The following is a 16,537-nucleotide window of genomic DNA, read 5'->3' as shown; positions in this document are numbered from 1 at the left end:
ACCAGCTGCCCAACCTCGATATCTGGCGTCGCTCTTCTTTTAGTTGACATAGTCTACGTTCTGTCATTTGTTGATAATATCAACATAATGAAGCGTCTCTCTCCGGGCAATCAAAACCTACAGTGATCTTCCGGGAGGGCGCCTCGTAACGTGGAGGAAGGCGCAATGCCAAAGTCGAAACTCATCGCATTTCTCAGTGGCGCGACGGCTCTTGCCGCGGCCCAGACTGCATTTGCCGAGGCGCCGTTATCGGCAACCGTTCTGGAGTTTGCCGATCCGACAACACTCTTCGTGGCCGATAGCGCAGGTGCAAAGATTCACGCCTACACGCTGCCGGAGGCAGCACCGGCGACCGCCTCGGCCGCCTACACATTCGAAGGCTTCAGCAGAGTGCTGGCAGAAACCTTGGGCATTGCCGAGACCGAGATCGCATTCAACGATCTTGCCGTGAATCCCGCAACGCAGGCTGCCTTCGTGTCGCTCACTGCGGCGGGAACACCTGCTTTGGTCATGGTCACGCCCGACGGAACGATCACACCGCTCGATCTATCGGCCATACCATCGACCAGCACTGAACTCGCGACGGGACCGGACGATGGCGTCACGTTTTGGCGCGACATTCCATCCGCATCGCTGACCGTCACGGATTTGGACTATACTGACGGCACGCTGTTCGTCTCGGGTCTGTCAACCGGCGAATTTGCTTCGACCCTGAACCAAATTCCATATCCGTTCGGTGAGGCAGCGCAGTCAACCAGCGTCGAAATCTATCACGCTGTCCACGACCAAATGGAAACCCGCGCGCCAATCCGCGCGATGGAGATTGTCGACCTGGATGGCGTGCAAACGGTTATTGCTGCCTACACCTGCACACCGCTAGTGACCCTGCCGACTGCGAGCCTGACCGACGGCGCACATATCACGGGCAATACCATCGCTGAGCTTGGATACGGGAATACACCGCTCGAGGTCCTGTTGTTCGATGTCTATGATCGGGAAGGAAACGCCTCGCCATTCGTGATGGTCGTCAATCGCGAGCTTCAAGCCAATCTGATCCCGCTTGAAGCCGTGGCGGCAGCCGCAAATGCACCCGGACTTACAGAGCCTGTGAGCATGGGAATGGAAGCGGGTGTTGAGACGATCCAAACACCGATGAGCGGAGTCTATCAGGCGGCGGATCAAGACCCGCAATTTCTGTTGGCGCTCAAGCGCAATCTGGATACTGGCGCGATGGATTTGGTATCGATCCGCAAAGGTGTCTACCTACGGTTGAGCGACTTTATCTCGGAATATGACTTCCCCGACTATGTCTACGCCGACAACCAAATGGGCCAAGGCATTAAAGGCTTTCACAACCTTCTGAAGGCCGAAGAGGGTTTTCCGGAGCTGATTGAGCAATAATGCGGCTGTTCCTCATAGCCGGGCTCGCCGCCGTTTTGGTGGCGGGTCCAATGCGCGCCTGCGAGGGAGATCTGACGACCGTTTCAGACGTCTATCCAAGCGGGACGGAACTGCCCGAGAACTTGCTTCGGTTCTATATCTATTTTTCGGCTCCAATGGGCCCAGGTGACATCCTACCATCTATTGATCTGGTCGATGATGAGGGCCACGTAATCGAAGCCGTGTTTCTACCGGCCCGCTTCGATCTTTGGTCCACGGACCGGACGCGGCTTACGCTCTTGCTTGATCCAGGTCGTGTGAAGGCGGGATTGCACGCGAACCTGGCCTTGGGACGCGCCTTGGTGCCAGGCGAAACATATCACTTGCAGGTCTCAGAGACCGCGCGAGATGCGCGCGGGTGCGAGCTGGCCGCGTCTCACCGTGTGACCTTTGAAGCCACAAAGGCAGACCTCTCACCCCCGTCACCTGCCGACTGGGAGTTGATCCCACCGAATGTTGGGACGCGCGCGCCGCTGACCGTCGCGCTCGATGGATCCGTCGATCATCTATCGTTGGCCTATCGCCTTCGCGTGATTGGCCCCGACGGTGCGCCGGTGCCTGGTCGCATCGAGCTGGACCAAGGCGAGACCGGCTGGCTGTTCACACCACGCGCGCCATGGCGTGACACGGCCTATAGGTTAGCAATCGACCCCATGCTGGAGGACCTTGCTGGGAATCGACCGGGCGTTTTGTTTGATCAACCCATTGGCACGCCGGAGACCCCGTGGCCGAGAGTGCTCGAGTGGTCGCCCGCGCCGCCTTAGCGCCCGAAGACTTTCCTCTGACATCACACCAACGGACTCTCTCTTATGCAAAAATACCATCCGCTTCTCGTTGCTCTTCACTGGCTTATGGCGCTCATGATTCTAATGGCACTGGCCGCCGGTGGCCTTCTGCTGGCCAATATGCCGCCTGATAGCCCCGACAAAGTTCAAGGCCTCGCGGGTCATATGGCCGTTGGCATGGCGATTGGTGTGCTTCTGATCTTACGGCTGATCACGCGTCTCCGCAGCACCCATCCGCCCCACGCTGAGACGGGTAACGATCTGCTCGATCGGTTGGGGCGCTGGACACATTGGGGGTTCTACCTGTTGATCGCAGGCATGGTGTTGACGGGTTTGACGACGGCGCTCTCGCTTGGCTTGTTTCCGATCGTCTACGGCGGAGCGGCCGACACCCTGCCGGCGGAACTCTTGGCATTCGGACCCCGCGTGGCCCATGGAATCATCTCGAAACTCCTAGCGGCGTTGATCGCGCTTCATGTCGCCGCAGCCTTGTACCACCAATTCATCCTCAAAGACGGGCTGCTGAAGCGCATGTGGTTCGGTAAGCGCAGCTCATGACACAGCTGACAATGCCCGCGCCACGCGATTTCGGCTGGGAGCTGAAGCCCAACGAAAGCGCGTATTTCGATATCCACAAACGCTCCAACGGTCAGTTCAGCGTCGTCCTGAACCACTCCTTGCTGCGCGGGGTTCGAGCCGAGATGATCCATTGGTGGTTTTTGAATTTCACGCACCTTTGGGTGCTTCTTCCCGACACGCCCGGTTACGAAGACCGGCAGGTGCCCGGCTATCTTTTGTGGCATCCGCAGGATCATCTCAGCGCGACATTACAAGGGAAAACAGCGCGTGACGGCTCGCCCCAACGCGGCACCAAAATCCGCATTCGCGAGGCGATGCAATACGACAAACATGGCTGGAAATACCCCGTCGATGCAGCGCTACAGGTTCACTATGTCGGTGCGGATGGCTGGGCCATGGGTAAAACATTGCCCGTCTTTGGACCCGTCATGATGCTGAGGATCCACTTTTGTGACGCCTATGATGGTGATGTACATCTGGGCGCGCACTACCACTATGAGATTGTGATCGGCACAAGCGCAAAGAACCCAGCTGCGCGTTTTCTGAACAAGCGATTGTCCTCTGAATTCGGGCCGGAGTTCTTTGAAGCATGGCAGCGACACAACGTGATTGAGGTTGGCACGTTCGAGAACTTTCTGCCTGTGCTGTTTGCGCAAAAGGACAATCTCTCAAACCTCACCTACAGCCGGGATCAGAACCCCGCCCCGCAAGGTCTACAGAAAGGCCATGACCGGGCGCTCTTCGAGACCCGTGTCAAGGAGTTCGCTGCCGCAGACGACGCATACGCATTCCAAGCGTTTGACAAACCTTCATTCCTGTAATCGAGCGCTCAAAGTGGACGAACATGCACCATGAAAATTCTCGCCTTCGCAGCTTCGAACAGCCGAAACTCCATTAATCGAGCGCTCATTGACTTTGCCATCGCTCGTCTGCAGGAGGGAATTCCAGAAAATGCCGAATTCGAGGTGTTGGACCTCAACGATTTTGAGATGCCGATCTACTCCATCGATCGCGAACGTGACGGTGGCATCCCAGAGTCGGCGCAGACGTTCTTCACGAAAATAGGCGAGGCGGACGCAATCCTAGTCTCCTTCGCCGAACATAATTGGTTTGTTACTTCGGCGTGGAAAAACATCTTTGACTGGATGAGCCGGATTGAGATGAAGCTGTGGCAAGGCAAGCCGGTGGTTATGCTCGCGGCAACTCCCGGTCGCCGCGCAGGTGCGAATGTGCTGGAAAGTCAAAAGATGCTTGCACCCCATTTTGGAGCGGACCTGCGCGGTACTCTTGGAGTCGGAAAGTGGCCCGAAGCCTGGGACCCAGAAACCGAAGGCCTCGTTCAAGCGGATGACCTAGCCGCATTGGACGAAGTACTGGCGACCCCCCTTCGAAAAGACATCGAGCACCAGGATTAACGCGCGAAAACCAGGAAAGAGCCAACTCAAGCAGGAGCTAGCAACGACACAGAATCCAAAAATCTCACTGGCCGAGCATGGGCCGCTGATTTTTGAAACACCTCCCAACCGGTCCGGTTCTGTCGAAGCCGATCTGTCAGACAAACCCAGAGTTGCGCTTTGCAGGTGCGGCGCCTCGGCAAACAAACCGTTTTGCGATGGCGCGCATGCAAAGATCGGTTTTTCCAGTGCACCTGACCACAGTCGCCTGCGCAATACACCAATGGACTACTCCGGCGCTGTCAATGACGTGTCTGCGACAGTCAGCTATACCCCGGTTCTTTGCACACATGCCGCTCAGTGCCAAGCGCGTGCAGTCTCAGTGTTCAACCCCAGCAAAAAGCCTTGGATTCAGCCCGAAAATGGCACGCTTGAAGGCATTCTCGATGTGATCGCCGCATGCCCGTCTGGTGCCTTGCGGGTAACCTCGCTAAAGCTATTGCTTCATTGAGCGAGCACGTGATGCTTTTGTAAGCGCAGTTGGCTGCAGTTTCTGCATTGGGTTCATGGATAGCCACCGGTTCGATCTCGCGAAGAACAGACCAGAACGCGATCCCTGAAGTTGCCAAAAGGATCAAAATGAATGTCCGCAATGCGGGCTGCAAACACAGAATCCTTGGTCGGAGCTCAATGTCTGGATTGGGCCACACTACGACAGTGAGGCATGGCAATGCCATGATGCTGCGTATTCTCTCAGGTCGGCTGTGAGCCCGTTTTGACAAATGCTGCGCCGTGTTCGACTGTCCGTCTTGGGCGATGCCTTAGGTGAACCCATTTTGGTTATTGCCTACGATGTTTAGTTTGATTTTCGCTCATCCTTCTACAATGCCGTCAGGCGTGAGACCGGTAAAACACCAATGCAAGCAAACCCCTATTTTGTGGGTATCTATGCTGGGACCCAAGACTTTGTCACAAGCGAAAGATGATCCGGTGGATTTGCTAGATCGCGAGTTTGCGGCATCGGAGAAGACTAAAGCATCATACTGAGGTCAAGAAAGCCGCCGAAAATGTCTGCACAATAACCAAGATTTACTGGAGATGCCTTATGAAGCTTAAACAGCTGGACCTGTCTGATGGTCGGAGTTTCGAATATGCACTGATCGGCGATGGCACCGACCCCATCGTCATGCTGCATGGCTATGGCGACAGTTGGTACTCCTTCAACGGCATGATAGAGGCCGCACCCGATGGCGTTTCGGTGGTCTCGTTGACGCAGCGCGGCCATGGCAACAGCCATAGGCCGGACGACGACTATTCCATCGGCGCCTACGCGCAGGATGCCTTCGATGTTATGGATGCGCTTGGCATTTCGGGCGTGCCGATTGTTGGCCATTCCATGGGGACCTTCATCGCGCAGGAGATTGCCATGCGGGACCCCGCTAAGGTCAGCCATCTTTGCCTGATCGGCTCTGCAACTACGGGCGACAACGCGGTCTTGCGCAGTCTAATCCCGGAAACCGAAGTGCTGACAGACCCGGTGCCCCGCGAGTTCGTACACGAGTTTCAGGCCGGCACCTGCGCCAACCCGCTGGGGCCCGGTATGACGCTGGAACGGATCGTCGATGAAAGCATGCTTCTACCTGCACGTGTCTGGCACAAAGCACTCATGGGGCTGATTGACTATCGTGCGGCGGATGCCGACCCGGACCTCTCTGCCATCACCTGTCCAACGCTGATCATGTGGGGCGATAAGGACGAGATCTTTCTCGAACACGAGCAAACCAAATTAACGGCGAAGATCGAGAGATCGAAGAGGTCGGACTACAAGGACGTCGGCCATGGTCTGCATTGGGAAAAACCGCAAGAGGCCATGGCGGAGCTGTTGGGCTTTCTCGGACGCTGACGCGGTCCGATCATGAAAGTCGGTGCCGCTGAGGGGGTCTGCGGCGGTAGGCAGTGGGGTCGTACGTTGTTGTAAGCAGTCGTTCGCCCGCGACGCGGCGAATATGTCGTGTGAGACCATCTAGTGCCTTCGTCAGACTGGCCTGCCGCCCTTCAAGATGAAGCGATCACGGTGCGCCGACACCGACAGTCGGTAGATGAGCCGTTCCAGTCCGAACGCGACCAAAACCACGTCGAAGGCTTGTCCCTCCGCGCGTGCGAGGTTCAGCAGTCTCTGACGCACCGACGCGGCGAGGTTCCTGGGCTTGTCAGCCATTCGACGTCACGACCTCAAGGTAGGGACGCATCTGGTTCCAGGCACCGTAGGTCCGGGCTGCCTCGGCAATGGCTGACGGCGTCGCCTTGCGCTGCTCGATCACGGCCTTGAGGGCCTCGATGGCGACCGATCGATCAGGCGCCGGTTCCGGAACGTGTCGGCCAGTGTCTTGGGTATCGAATACATCCTGATCGTCGCCCTGCCCATCTGGTGCTCCTCGACACCGCCGGAGAAATAGGGTTCGCGGAACCGGACGGTTCGGATCTTCGGATAGGTGATCTTCGGTTCCCAGTCCTTGGCGCCAATGGCGATCCAAACACGACGCGGAAGTTGATCGGTCAGGCCGTGGAACGCCAGTGCCGATGTGAGGCAGATGACGGCCTTGGGCGCGCGCTTCGCGACTTCGATGAGAGTTTCATGCGTATAGGGAGTGCTGTCGGGCAAGCTATAGAGTCCTCGACCAAGCCGGAGGATTTCTCCGGACTGCATCGAGCGAGAGATTGTTGCCGCTGACACGCCCACACCCTCAAGATCCCTTGCGCGTGTTGGCGCATGGGACTCCAGATATTCAAGGAGGCGCTGTCTCTGTGTCGGGTCGCGTGGCACTGATGGATGACCTCAGACAACTTCGAATTCCGTCCGAGGTTTTCTAACGCATATGCGTTGCCACTGCCAAGACTGCAGAGGTTCCGCCAAACAGTCATCTTTCTGCGGGGACGGCGGAAAGAAGTCATTCGCTCCAGACGCGAATGCATGAGACCTTGTGTGCTAAAGCAGACTTTGATCACCGTTGAGAGCATACAGATAGGGCGCGCATTTCAGCCATTCATTGCGAGGCGTGCCGTCCCAATACAGGCTTCGGTTTGTAGCGCTGGTTTGATTTCGACACCGATATGCAGTGACCGGATCTGGGTAAGCACGGTATTTTTTGATCCGCCACCAGACGTGAATATGACCTTTGGGAACGGACAGCCTCGCTCCGCCAGTAGGCCGTAGCCCTTTGCTTCAATCCTCGCAATCCCTTCAAAAATGCCATGAAGAAAGGCTACATCGTCTTTGGGACGTGGTGTCAGTCGTGGCTGCAGCGCCGGATCGTTAATTGGAAAGCGCTCGCCGGCCTCCAGTAGTGGATAATAGTCAAATCCGGATTTCTGGTTCGGTTCAATCCTTTTCGACAGTGCAACGAGCTCGTCATCATTAAAGAACGCTTTCAGCACTCCGCCGCCGGTGTTGGAGGCACCGCCAACCAGCCATCCGCCCCCCAAACGGTGTGCGTAGAGCCCCATTTCAGGGGCATCAATGCGCTTCTGCGAATAGAGTTTGATGGCCAGTGTAGTGCCGATCGATGTGACGGCGGCGCCCGGGGTTAGTGAGGTTGCGGCAAGAAATGCTGCAATACTGTCGGTCGTACCAGCATGCAACACTGTGTGCGCGGGCAGCCCCAGATCACTGGCGACCGCGAACGAGATGCTTCCGGTTTCTTCGCCGGGCAATACAAGCTTGGGCAAGATCGCCTGCGGGATCAGTTCTGTCATCCAATCTGGCCATGTCCCATTGACTGGATCGCAGCCAGTCTTAAGCGCATTGTTGACGTCAGAGACCGCCCCGCCGCCCCGCAGACGGGCGACGATAAAATCGGCCTGATGGAGCAGATGCGCTGCCTGGCCGTCATTGTCTTCAGCAATAAGACGCAAGGCCCGTGCTAGCGCAGAGTTACTGCCACGTGTGATATGCGGATCGGGCGCATGCAACGCAATGCGCGCAGCCTCATCGTCGAAACCGCCGTCGTGATACATGAGCGCGCGTGTGACTGGGCGCAGGCCGGCATCGGTAAGCAGCAGGCTCCCCGACGTCCCGTCGACCGCGATCCCCTTGATCGCATCGGGGGTATGACCCGCATCGCGGAGAGTTGCAATTTGGGACGTCAGGCAGCGGCACACAGCCTGCCACCAACAATCCGGGTCGCTGCGGCTTTCAGGCGTGGTGCCATAATCCGCCGTGGCCATGGAAACCACAGCACCATCGCCGTCAATGACCGCAGATCTGACACCGGATGTGCCAAGGTCAACGCCGACAGCAAGCATGCTCATAGCCGTACCGCCAAAGCCTGCCGGTACTTTTCAGCATCCCAGTCGAGCAATGTGGCTTCAGCGGCTGGGCCGATGGGAGAGGGTTGCCAATCTGAGGGCAGCCGGGCCAACAGGTCCGAAAGGCACCGCAGCATGGCCTTCTGCGAGGCCGTCGCCGTATCGCGCAAGGCAACACCGACGCCGGGCACGAGCAGCGCGGGCCGGTCGCTGCCCGCTGCCCCGGTGGGAAGCGCAGGACCAAGGAACACGACATGATCAGGGTAATAGGATCCCGCCGCAGCCAGCGTGCAGGCGCGTTCGTTGGTAGCAATCCAGCTTTCAGCGGCCCAAATGAATCCTTCGGGGGCGTCGGCATCGGGCATGGCGGAAGGTTCCGTCAGGATGGGCATCTCTAGCCGTGCCTCAACCTCTTCAGTCAGTGTGGCCACAGCTGCCACATCGCGACCACAGATAATCAAACCATGATTTCCCAAAACGACAACTTGCGTCTCTGCTGTGGTGCCGGCCAAGATTTCCCGGGTCAGCGGCAAGCCGGGCTTTGCATACGGCACGACGGCAAAGGGCAGACCGGCAAGCTTCTCTCTCAGCGCCGCAAGACCTATATCGCTGACCGCGTGCACCAGCGTTGCAATCGAATGGGTGTGGGCAACCACCAGCCAGTCGAGAGCTGCGTGGAAAGTCGTTTCGATCGAAGGGCGCAATGTATTGGTTGGATCGAGCACTGCTGTCTTGCAGGAGCCATCACCAGCTTCGCTAAGGGCCTCTGCCAAGGCAGCGGCGCGGTCAACGGGCGCAAAAATGTCCTGTGTCACAGCCGCGGCCAGTTCTGTGCCGGATGCTTTGATCCACATCACATCACCGTCCTTGATCGACGTATTTCCGCCCGGCCCCTGTACGCGCAGCGGGTTCTGGCCAAGTTGTGCGGACAGGGTACGGAACGCATCAAAATCCTTCGGCGGCGATATCGTCATGCGAGGCTCCTTAATGTGAAGTCGGGCAGTGGGGCATTTTCCTGTTCCGCCAACTGCCGCAATGCGGCGGTGCGATCCGCGGCGGTGAAGGCGCCTGCATGCAACCCACCTTCGACAAATGCCGTGGCCCAGCCTGCCGCATGCCCACCAGCGATGTCATGTTCCAGACTGTCACCCACCATCAGAATGCGGGCGGGCGCCACATCTAGGGCGCGTGCCATTGCCTGGAAAACGGCCCCAAATGGTTTGCCATAGAAGACGACATTGCCACCAGCCGCCACATGGGCGTGTGCGAGCGCGCCGGGCGAGATGATGGTAAGACCGCCAGCTCGGGGGGAGGCGCGATCGGGATTTGTGCAGTAGACAGGCCGCTCGCCTACGGCCCGCAGTGTGGATTGGTATCTCGCAATGTCAGCGTCCTCGGCCAGACCCATCAACAGGATCGCATCTGCATACCTAGGATTGTCGGTGAATTGAATATCCAACCCGGCCGCCCATCTCGCCGCGTCACCTTCAGTCCCGGTGATCGGGTAGATGCGCATCGACTTTGCTTGCGCCCGGAGGTCTAACCACAATGCTTCCCCTGACGTCATCACGGTGTCAAACAGCGCGGAGGCAAACCCCATGCCCGCGATGCGTTTGCGGTTCGGTTCCGCCCGCTTGCCAGAATTGGACAGCACGGCGATTTTGACGCCGGAGGCTTTCAGCCGCTCAACCGCTGAAACTGCGCCTCGATAGGGTGTCGTCCCATCATGCAACACACCCCATTGGTCGAGTACGATCGCATCAAAATCATCCGCAACCTCTGTCAGACTGTCTAGGCTGCGGGTCATAACTTAGCCTTCAGCCATGTCCTTTGGATCACGCAGACTGGCAAGATATGCTGGCACGTCTTCTTTTTTCATAGCCGGGGCTGCGTTTGCGACTGAACCATCCGGCATATCGCCAAAGTAGAACTGAAACCCTGGGATGACCTGCCGACGTTTGCGCAGCGGCATGCCCTCATACGGAAAGACATCCGAGCGTGCATTTGCGGCTTCGTCATGGCAGGGCAGGATGTAATCGGCCCGCTTATCCAGCTCTTCTACGGATTTCCAACCTTCATAGGAATTTACAAAGCGCGCAGGGACCCAGTACCGCCATCCTTCTGCCTCGCAAGGCTCAAGGTTGCGTTCCTGGAAGATCGCATCACCTGCAACGACGATATCACCCGCCATTGTTGCGACTGTCACAGCCATATGGCCAACTGAGTGACCGGGTGTGTGGAACATCGTGATGCCCGGAAGCACCTCGCATTCGTCCGCGACCGCCTCAAACACGCAGCCGGTATAGGCGGGTTCAATGCCCAGATAGCCGCTTTCATAAGTGCGGTAGTAAAGAGGCAAGGGATTATAGGCCATTTCGATCTCGGCCTTGGGTGCGATATAGCGCGCGTTCTTGAACAGCTTCATGTTTTGCACATGATCCCAGTGCAGATGTGTGAACACGATCGCATCAATCTCGTCCGGATGAACGCCAAGCTTTTGCTCCAGATGTTCATGCACCTGCAGGCAACCACGCTTTTGGCACTTGTGGTGGTACTTCGTCGCCCGCTCTTCGTCGCAAAGACCGGTGTCGATCAGGATCTTGTGTTCACCGGTATCGACATAGTGGCAGTAGACAGGGTTCCAGAACTTCTTGCCCGCCGGCCCTTTCCAGAACGTGTAGGTGCCAAGGTCCGCCTCAAGCCAGCCGGTATTGATCGGATAAATCTTTGTCTGCTGCACGCCCATCTGTCCCTCCCACACGGTGATTCATTTCTGTATACAAAAATATCATCACGCATGCAGTTGCAAGCGAAAACAGTTTCGCGGCGCTAATTGACGGCGAGTGTTTGTAGAAAACTTTGTGTCATATGCGCTCGCATCCCGTCTGATGCGGTTTTCGAATCCTCAGAGAAGATGCCGGCAATCAGGCTTTCATGTGACTTTGCGGATGCGATTAGATCTGCGTGGGATGCAAAGCGCTTGGCGCGGAACGGGCCAGTGCGGCGCCGGAAATCTGATGCCATCTCGGCGATATATGGATTGCCAGTGGCACGGTAGATCGTCTGATGAAACGCTTCATTCGCGCGCAGGTAGGCACGTACATCACCGGCCTCTGCGGCTTCGACACATTTCTTTTGCGCCGCTTCGATCTCTGCTCTGGAGAGGAGTGAAAGCCTTTGCGACGCCATTCTTGCGCATGTCGCCTCGATTTCATGCATTGCTTCAAAGATTTGCGCCAATTGCTCGCGTGAATACTCGGCCACTCTCACGCCGCGTTTTTCACCTGGTACCAGGATGGCCTGTGCAGTCAGCCGTGTCAGCGCCTCACGTATAGGAGTACGTGAAACCCCAAACCGCTCCGTCAGTTTGACTTCATCCAGCCTTTCTCCCGGCCGCAATGCGCCCGTTGCGATATCGTCCACCAGCGCAGACTCGATACGATCAACTGTCGATCCACGGCTGTTCCTGTCTTTGCCTTCTGTCATATCAGGCGCGCGCTTTCTTGCTGTTACCTGCCAATATAAATACACAGGTTCCGCAAAGATGCAATTTTGGATATTTACTTTCATATTTGTATACACAATGCTGGCAAAGCACGGGGAGGAGGGATTCGATGCCCGAAATACGACTGCAGCAGCTGGTCAAGCGGTACGGCGCGGTTCAGGTGTTGCACGGCATTGATCTGGAAATGGCCGAGAATGAGTTCACAGTTCTTGTTGGTCCATCAGGTTGCGGCAAATCCACGACACTGCGCATGGTCGCCGGGCTGGAGGATGTCTCGGACGGTGACATTCTGATGAACGATGCATCGGTGAAGGACCTTGACCCGAAGGACCGCGATATCGCGATGGTCTTTCAAGACTACGCGCTTTACCCGCATATGAACGTCGCGAAGAACATGTCGTTTTCGCTGCGTCTTCAAAGGACACCGCAAGCGACCATCGACAAGAAGGTAAAGGAAACGGCCGAGATGCTGGGGCTTTCGGCGTACCTCGCGCGCAAGCCCGGGGAGCTGTCCGGCGGGCAGCGGCAGCGCGTGGCGATGGGCCGCGCGCTCTGTCGAGATGCTGCGACATTTCTGTTTGATGAGCCCCTCTCTAACCTCGATGCCAAGCTGCGCGGTCAGATGCGTGCGGAACTGGCCGTCATGCGCCAGCAGGTGCAAAAGAACATGATCTATGTCACCCATGACCAGATCGAGGCGATGACACTCGCTGATCGGATCGTCGTCATGCATGGCGGGCATATCCAGCAGCAGGGCACGCCGTCAGAGCTATTCAAGAACCCGTCCAACAAGTTTGTTGCTGGCTTTCTTGGCTCACCGCCAATGAATTTTCTCGGTGCCGAGCTGGTTGATGGCGGTGACAGGCTTTTCGCTGTTGGTGAAGGCTTCAAACTTGCTGTGCCTGATGCGTTGGCCGATCGTGCGCGCAAGCGCAGCGTTGCCGCGGTGACACTCGGCATCCGTCCCTCCGATCTGGAGTTTGACGCAGCGGGCGCAGATGACACATCGGTTGATCTGAACGTGGTTGTATCCGAATACGTCGGCGCGCAATCCGTCCTGATCTGCGAGTGTGGCAGAGCCCGCGTCACCGTCGAAATCAAATCCGAAACACCCATCGCGCTAGGGGAAACGCTGCGCTTTTCGGTGCGCCCGGAGGGGCTGCACCTGTTCGACCCGAAAACAGAGGATGCCATCTAGGCGCCCATCAGCAACTGGGAGGAAAAGATGCTGAAACTACTGAAGACAACGACCTTTCTTGCGGGCCTTGCAGCTGGCAACTTGGCGTTCGCAGACGCACATGCCGAGGGGCCATATGCAGCCTATGAAGGCACAACACTGATCGTGAATTTTCCCGCACACCCACATTACAACGCCGTGATGGAGGTTTTGCCGGAGTTCACAGCACAGACAGGGATCCAGGTTGAGGTGGACATGCTGCCCTACCTGGATATGCGTGAGAGGCAAACACTGGAACTGGCCCTCGATGAAGGGGCGTATGACCTGATCTCATACGTGGTGTTTTCCAAAGCGGATTATGTCTATGCCGATCAGCTGGAAAACCTCGCCAAATATTTCATGAACCCAATGCTGGCTGATCCGAACTATGACGCGGGCGACCTAATCGACGGTTATGTCCAGAACATCGGCGTCGCGGGCGGGGAAAAGGGCTATCTGCCCGGGCCAACGGGCTCGCTCTACGGCTTGCCATTCGGGTCGGAAACCTCGGTGCTCTACTACCGCGCGGACATCTTTGAAAAGCATGGGCTTGAAGTGCCGACCGATTACGATGCCTTCCTTGAACTGGCGTGCCAAATTCCGACCCTCGAAGATGGCATGGGCGGTGTGGCATCCCGTGCTGCCTCGGGCCACCAGGCATCGCATGCCTTCCTGTTGCATCTGGCACCTTTGGGTGGCCGCGTCTTTGACGCCGCCTGGAACCCGACCATCAATGATGAGGCTGGCGTTGCTGCAGCCGATGCACTGAAACAGATAGTCGATTGCGGGCCTGAAGGGTCGTCCGCTTTTGGCCCAGCAGAAGCAGCCAATGCTTTCGCCCAAGGTCAAGCCGCCATGTTCCTCGATTCCATTGCCTTTGCGCCAACGTTTGAAGATGAAAGCCGTTCGACCGTGGTCGGCAATGTTGGATGGGCCGCACACCCGGCAGGTGTGCGGGCCGCATCGCAAACTGGCGGGTTCGGTCTGGGTATCCCGGCCAATGCCGAAAACAAGGAAGCGGCTTTTCTTCTGATGCAATGGCTGACGTCGAAAGAAGGCGATCTGGCGGTTGCATTGGCTGGTGGTAACCCATCGCGCTTCTCGACCTATGCAAATGCGGAGTTGAATGCGACCTACCCCTGGTCTGCGACCTTCGGTGAGGCACTTGCCTTTGCAGACCCTGATTGGCGCCCGATCATCCCTGCATGGGGCCGGATCAATGCTGATATCGGTACGACTATGAGTGAAGTGCTGACAAATGACCTTGATATTCAGACAGCGCTGGACGGTATCGCCGAGCGGACCCGCGCGCTGATGGAAGAAGAAGGTTACTACATCTGGCAATAGGCCAGAACGGCAGGGGGGTGCCGTGTCAAGGCCCCCTTTCTCCCTGATGCCTTGGCGATCCTTGAAAGCGTTCTGCCAAGGCGCTCTGCGACACCACTTGAATAGGGTGCATCTTGCCCAAACAACGCCTCAACCGTCTGACACCCTATATGTTCGTGGCACCCGCCGCGGTGGTTATGCTGCTCGCGCTGTTTTATCCCATCGCCTACATGATCTGGGGCAGTTTCCGCGACTGGGATCCAAGCCAGAGCCTGAGCGAGACGGAGTTCGTTGGCCTTGCGAATTACGCCAAGCTGCTTGTCGATCCGGCCTTCCATACATCATTCTGGGTCACGCTGGTTTTTGCCTTTACCGTCGTTGCCGTTGAGATGGTGATTGGCGTTGGCCTCGCTCTTTTGCTGGATCGCAATATCCGCGGGATGAGCGTTCTGCGCACACTTTTCATCCTGCCCATGATGATTGCACCCGTCGTCGTGGGCCTTGTGTGGCGCTACATGTTTCACCAGACCTACGGCACGTTTAATCGTTTTCTGGAGGCGGTTGGTCTGCCCACCGTCGACTGGCTAGGGCAAAACCCGCTCTTATCCGTGATCATTGCCGATATCTGGCAGTGGACACCTTTTATCTTCATCCTGTCGCTCGCTGCCTTGCAGTCTTTGCCCCGTTCGGCACTGGAAGCTGCGCGCATTGATGGCGCGACCGGTTGGCAGCAGGTCATTCACATCAAGCTCCCGTTGATGATGCCTGTGTTGGTCGTGACCATGCTTTTGCGCCTGATCGACGCCTTCAAGGTGCTGGAAGTGATCCTGGTTCTGACGGGCGGCGGCCCTGGACTGAGCACCGAGATCCTTGCCCTGCGCATTGCGCGCACCGCACGCGAGTTCCGTGAATTGGGAGAGGCCGCCGCGATGTCGAACTACCTGCTGATGCTTTTGATGGTGCTGACCTTGGGCATGTTCGCTTTCACCCGCTGGCAAGAGGCCCGCGCCCGACGCTTGAAGTTCGCCGCCGAAGAAGAGGGGTAGGGTCATGTCGACGTCCAACTACGACAAACAGAACCCGGCGTTCTACGCGTTGATTGCGCTTCTCATTTTCATGAGTGTCGGGCCGGTGGCCCTCTTGTTCATCAACTCGCTGAAGCTTGATGTGGACATTACCAGCGGGGTTGGCGGGCTGTTCTTCATGCCGACAATCCGCAACTACGAAACCGCGCTTTGTGACATCTTGTGGTATGAGCCGGAGCACCTGCGGTTCTGTCAGATCCGCTTTGGCGGGGCCTTCATCAACTCGATCATCATTGCTCTGGTCTCGACCGCGCTCACCCTGATCTTTGGTTGCATGGCCGCCTATGCGCTGGTGCGCTTTCGGTTCATGGGGCGCGATAGTCTGTCTTTGTCCACACTCGCGGTGCGGATGATCCCTCCTGCTGTGCTGTTGGTTCCGGTCTTTGGCCTGTGGAACAACGCCTTCTGCCTCGACAACGATTATGGGTTGGGGATGTGGATCCGAGAGACCTTTGGCGGGCGCGGCGATGTCTGCCTTGCGGGGACGCATTCAGGCATAATCCTGATCTATGTCGCGATGAACCTCCCGTTTGTGATCTGGATATTGCAGAGCTTTATCGTGCAAGTCCCACCCAGCCTGGAAGAGGCCGCGCGCGTTGATGGCGCAGGCCCATTCCAGACATTCTTTCTGGTTGTCTTGCCCTTGATCAAGCCCGGCCTGGCGGCGGCTTCAATCTTCACCTTCCGGATCGCATGGAACGAGTATCTGCTCGCATCCGCATTAGCCGATCGCGACACGATGACAGTACCGATCCTGATCGTGAATAACGCGTCAGAGTTCGATGGGCTGGGCACCATCTTTGCCACGGGTATGCTTTTGGCAATTCCGCCCATCCTCTTCACCCTGTTTGCATCACGGCAAATCATCACCGGCATGACCGCGGGTGCTGTAAAGGGATAGG

The 16,537-nt window shown here is 57.3% G+C and carries 18 protein-coding genes; 11 read left to right on the top strand and 7 right to left on the bottom strand.

Annotated features, from left to right (window positions below; all coding sequences use genetic code 11):
* Positions 1–165: 165 nt before the first annotated feature.
* The 7 genes from SLH47_RS22905 to SLH47_RS22875 all read left to right on the top strand — a co-directional run bounded on the left by SLH47_RS22905 (position 166) and on the right by SLH47_RS22875 (position 6,101).
* Positions 166–1,401, top strand: a complete 1,236-nt coding sequence (locus SLH47_RS22905) for a hypothetical protein (RefSeq protein WP_320243015.1) — start codon at positions 166–168, stop codon at positions 1,399–1,401.
* Complete coding sequence (locus tag SLH47_RS22900) at positions 1,401–2,204, top strand: hypothetical protein (RefSeq protein ID WP_320243014.1); 804 nt, start codon at positions 1,401–1,403, stop codon at positions 2,202–2,204. Before SLH47_RS22905 ends, SLH47_RS22900 begins: the two co-directional genes overlap by 1 nt.
* A gap of 45 nt (positions 2,205–2,249) precedes the next feature.
* Positions 2,250–2,783, top strand: a complete 534-nt coding sequence (locus SLH47_RS22895) for a cytochrome b (RefSeq protein WP_320243012.1) — start codon at positions 2,250–2,252, stop codon at positions 2,781–2,783.
* Positions 2,780–3,625: a hypothetical protein gene (locus tag SLH47_RS22890; RefSeq protein WP_320243011.1), complete on the top strand. Its 846-nt coding sequence runs from the start codon at positions 2,780–2,782 to the stop codon at positions 3,623–3,625. Before SLH47_RS22895 ends, SLH47_RS22890 begins: the two co-directional genes overlap by 4 nt.
* A gap of 30 nt (positions 3,626–3,655) precedes the next feature.
* Positions 3,656–4,219, top strand: a complete 564-nt coding sequence (locus tag SLH47_RS22885) for an NAD(P)H-dependent oxidoreductase (RefSeq protein ID WP_320243010.1) — start codon at positions 3,656–3,658, stop codon at positions 4,217–4,219.
* Positions 4,215–4,709, top strand: a complete 495-nt coding sequence (locus tag SLH47_RS22880; protein WP_320243057.1) for a (4Fe-4S)-binding protein — start codon at positions 4,215–4,217, stop codon at positions 4,707–4,709. Before SLH47_RS22885 ends, SLH47_RS22880 begins: the two co-directional genes overlap by 5 nt.
* A 594-nt stretch (positions 4,710–5,303) precedes the next feature.
* Positions 5,304–6,101, top strand: a complete 798-nt coding sequence (locus tag SLH47_RS22875; protein WP_320243008.1) for an alpha/beta hydrolase — start codon at positions 5,304–5,306, stop codon at positions 6,099–6,101.
* 132 nt (positions 6,102–6,233) lie between these two features.
* On the opposite strand, the gene SLH47_RS22870 is transcribed toward SLH47_RS22875, so the two are convergent.
* The 7 genes from SLH47_RS22870 to SLH47_RS22840 form a co-directional block, all read right to left on the bottom strand.
* The gene (locus SLH47_RS22870; RefSeq protein WP_320243006.1) at positions 6,234–6,416 is read right to left on the bottom strand and encodes a hypothetical protein; all 183 of its coding nucleotides are present in this window, start codon (positions 6,414–6,416) and stop codon (positions 6,234–6,236) included.
* A 99-nt stretch (positions 6,417–6,515) separates the two neighbouring features.
* Complete coding sequence (locus SLH47_RS22865) at positions 6,516–7,022, bottom strand: type IV toxin-antitoxin system AbiEi family antitoxin domain-containing protein (protein ID WP_320243003.1); 507 nt, start codon at positions 7,020–7,022, stop codon at positions 6,516–6,518.
* 212 nt (positions 7,023–7,234) lie between these two features.
* On the bottom strand, positions 7,235–8,506 hold the full coding sequence (locus SLH47_RS22860; RefSeq protein ID WP_320243001.1) for an FGGY-family carbohydrate kinase: 1,272 nt from the start codon (positions 8,504–8,506) through the stop codon (positions 7,235–7,237).
* A complete protein-coding gene (locus SLH47_RS22855; RefSeq protein WP_320242999.1) occupies positions 8,503–9,477 on the bottom strand; it encodes a class II aldolase/adducin family protein in 975 nt (324 codons plus the stop codon). Before SLH47_RS22855 ends, SLH47_RS22860 begins: the two co-directional genes overlap by 4 nt.
* Positions 9,474–10,310, bottom strand: coding sequence for a TIGR01459 family HAD-type hydrolase (locus tag SLH47_RS22850; RefSeq protein ID WP_320242997.1), 837 nt, complete (start codon positions 10,308–10,310; stop codon positions 9,474–9,476). The genes SLH47_RS22855 and SLH47_RS22850 overlap by 4 nt, the downstream gene beginning before the upstream one ends.
* Before the next feature lie 3 nt (positions 10,311–10,313).
* Positions 10,314–11,249 carry an N-acyl homoserine lactonase family protein gene (locus SLH47_RS22845; RefSeq protein WP_320242996.1) on the bottom strand — a complete coding sequence of 312 codons (936 nt, stop codon included), beginning with the start codon at positions 11,247–11,249 and terminating at the stop codon, positions 10,314–10,316.
* Positions 11,250–11,332: 83 nt separating this feature from the next.
* Positions 11,333–11,989, bottom strand: coding sequence for a GntR family transcriptional regulator (locus tag SLH47_RS22840; RefSeq protein ID WP_320242995.1), 657 nt, complete (start codon positions 11,987–11,989; stop codon positions 11,333–11,335).
* A gap of 128 nt (positions 11,990–12,117) precedes the next feature.
* Between SLH47_RS22840 and SLH47_RS22835 the strand changes: the two genes are divergently transcribed.
* From SLH47_RS22835 to SLH47_RS22820, 4 genes are all read left to right on the top strand, one after another.
* Positions 12,118–13,206, top strand: coding sequence for a sn-glycerol-3-phosphate ABC transporter ATP-binding protein UgpC (locus tag SLH47_RS22835; RefSeq protein ID WP_320242993.1), 1,089 nt, complete (start codon positions 12,118–12,120; stop codon positions 13,204–13,206).
* A gap of 27 nt (positions 13,207–13,233) precedes the next feature.
* Positions 13,234–14,571, top strand: coding sequence for an extracellular solute-binding protein (locus SLH47_RS22830; protein ID WP_320242991.1), 1,338 nt, complete (start codon positions 13,234–13,236; stop codon positions 14,569–14,571).
* Positions 14,572–14,684: 113 nt separating this feature from the next.
* On the top strand, positions 14,685–15,596 hold the full coding sequence (locus SLH47_RS22825; RefSeq protein ID WP_320242990.1) for a sugar ABC transporter permease: 912 nt from the start codon (positions 14,685–14,687) through the stop codon (positions 15,594–15,596).
* A gap of 4 nt (positions 15,597–15,600) precedes the next feature.
* Positions 15,601–16,536 (top strand): carbohydrate ABC transporter permease, encoded by a 936-nt coding sequence (locus SLH47_RS22820; RefSeq protein WP_320242988.1) that lies wholly within the window; start codon positions 15,601–15,603, stop codon positions 16,534–16,536.
* Position 16,537: the final 1 nt, after the last annotated feature.

Source organism: Cognatiyoonia sp. IB215182 (genome assembly GCF_033963905.1).
GTDB lineage: Bacteria > Pseudomonadota > Alphaproteobacteria > Rhodobacterales > Rhodobacteraceae > Yoonia.
This window is presented reverse-complemented; position numbering and strand designations above follow the sequence as displayed.

Excerpts from the sequence above, each read along its gene's own strand:
- SLH47_RS22820 (WP_320242988.1), top strand. The coding sequence starts at position 15,601 with ATGTCGACGTCCAACTACGACAAACAGAACCCGGCGTTCTACGCGTTG.
- SLH47_RS22905 (WP_320243015.1), top strand. The coding sequence starts at position 166 with ATGCCAAAGTCGAAACTCATCGCATTTCTCAGTGGCGCGACGGCTCTT.
- SLH47_RS22855 (WP_320242999.1), bottom strand. The coding sequence starts at position 9,477 with ATGACGATATCGCCGCCGAAGGATTTTGATGCGTTCCGTACCCTGTCC.
- SLH47_RS22835 (WP_320242993.1), top strand. The coding sequence starts at position 12,118 with ATGCCCGAAATACGACTGCAGCAGCTGGTCAAGCGGTACGGCGCGGTT.
- SLH47_RS22875 (WP_320243008.1), top strand. The coding sequence starts at position 5,304 with ATGAAGCTTAAACAGCTGGACCTGTCTGATGGTCGGAGTTTCGAATAT.
- SLH47_RS22845 (WP_320242996.1), bottom strand. The coding sequence starts at position 11,249 with ATGGGCGTGCAGCAGACAAAGATTTATCCGATCAATACCGGCTGGCTT.
- SLH47_RS22895 (WP_320243012.1), top strand. The coding sequence starts at position 2,250 with ATGCAAAAATACCATCCGCTTCTCGTTGCTCTTCACTGGCTTATGGCG.
- SLH47_RS22850 (WP_320242997.1), bottom strand. The coding sequence starts at position 10,310 with ATGACCCGCAGCCTAGACAGTCTGACAGAGGTTGCGGATGATTTTGAT.
- SLH47_RS22860 (WP_320243001.1), bottom strand. The coding sequence starts at position 8,506 with ATGAGCATGCTTGCTGTCGGCGTTGACCTTGGCACATCCGGTGTCAGA.
- SLH47_RS22840 (WP_320242995.1), bottom strand. The coding sequence starts at position 11,989 with ATGACAGAAGGCAAAGACAGGAACAGCCGTGGATCGACAGTTGATCGT.
- SLH47_RS22900 (WP_320243014.1), top strand. The coding sequence starts at position 1,401 with ATGCGGCTGTTCCTCATAGCCGGGCTCGCCGCCGTTTTGGTGGCGGGT.
- SLH47_RS22830 (WP_320242991.1), top strand. The coding sequence starts at position 13,234 with ATGCTGAAACTACTGAAGACAACGACCTTTCTTGCGGGCCTTGCAGCT.
- SLH47_RS22870 (WP_320243006.1), bottom strand. The coding sequence starts at position 6,416 with ATGGCTGACAAGCCCAGGAACCTCGCCGCGTCGGTGCGTCAGAGACTG.
- SLH47_RS22885 (WP_320243010.1), top strand. The coding sequence starts at position 3,656 with ATGAAAATTCTCGCCTTCGCAGCTTCGAACAGCCGAAACTCCATTAAT.
- SLH47_RS22890 (WP_320243011.1), top strand. The coding sequence starts at position 2,780 with ATGACACAGCTGACAATGCCCGCGCCACGCGATTTCGGCTGGGAGCTG.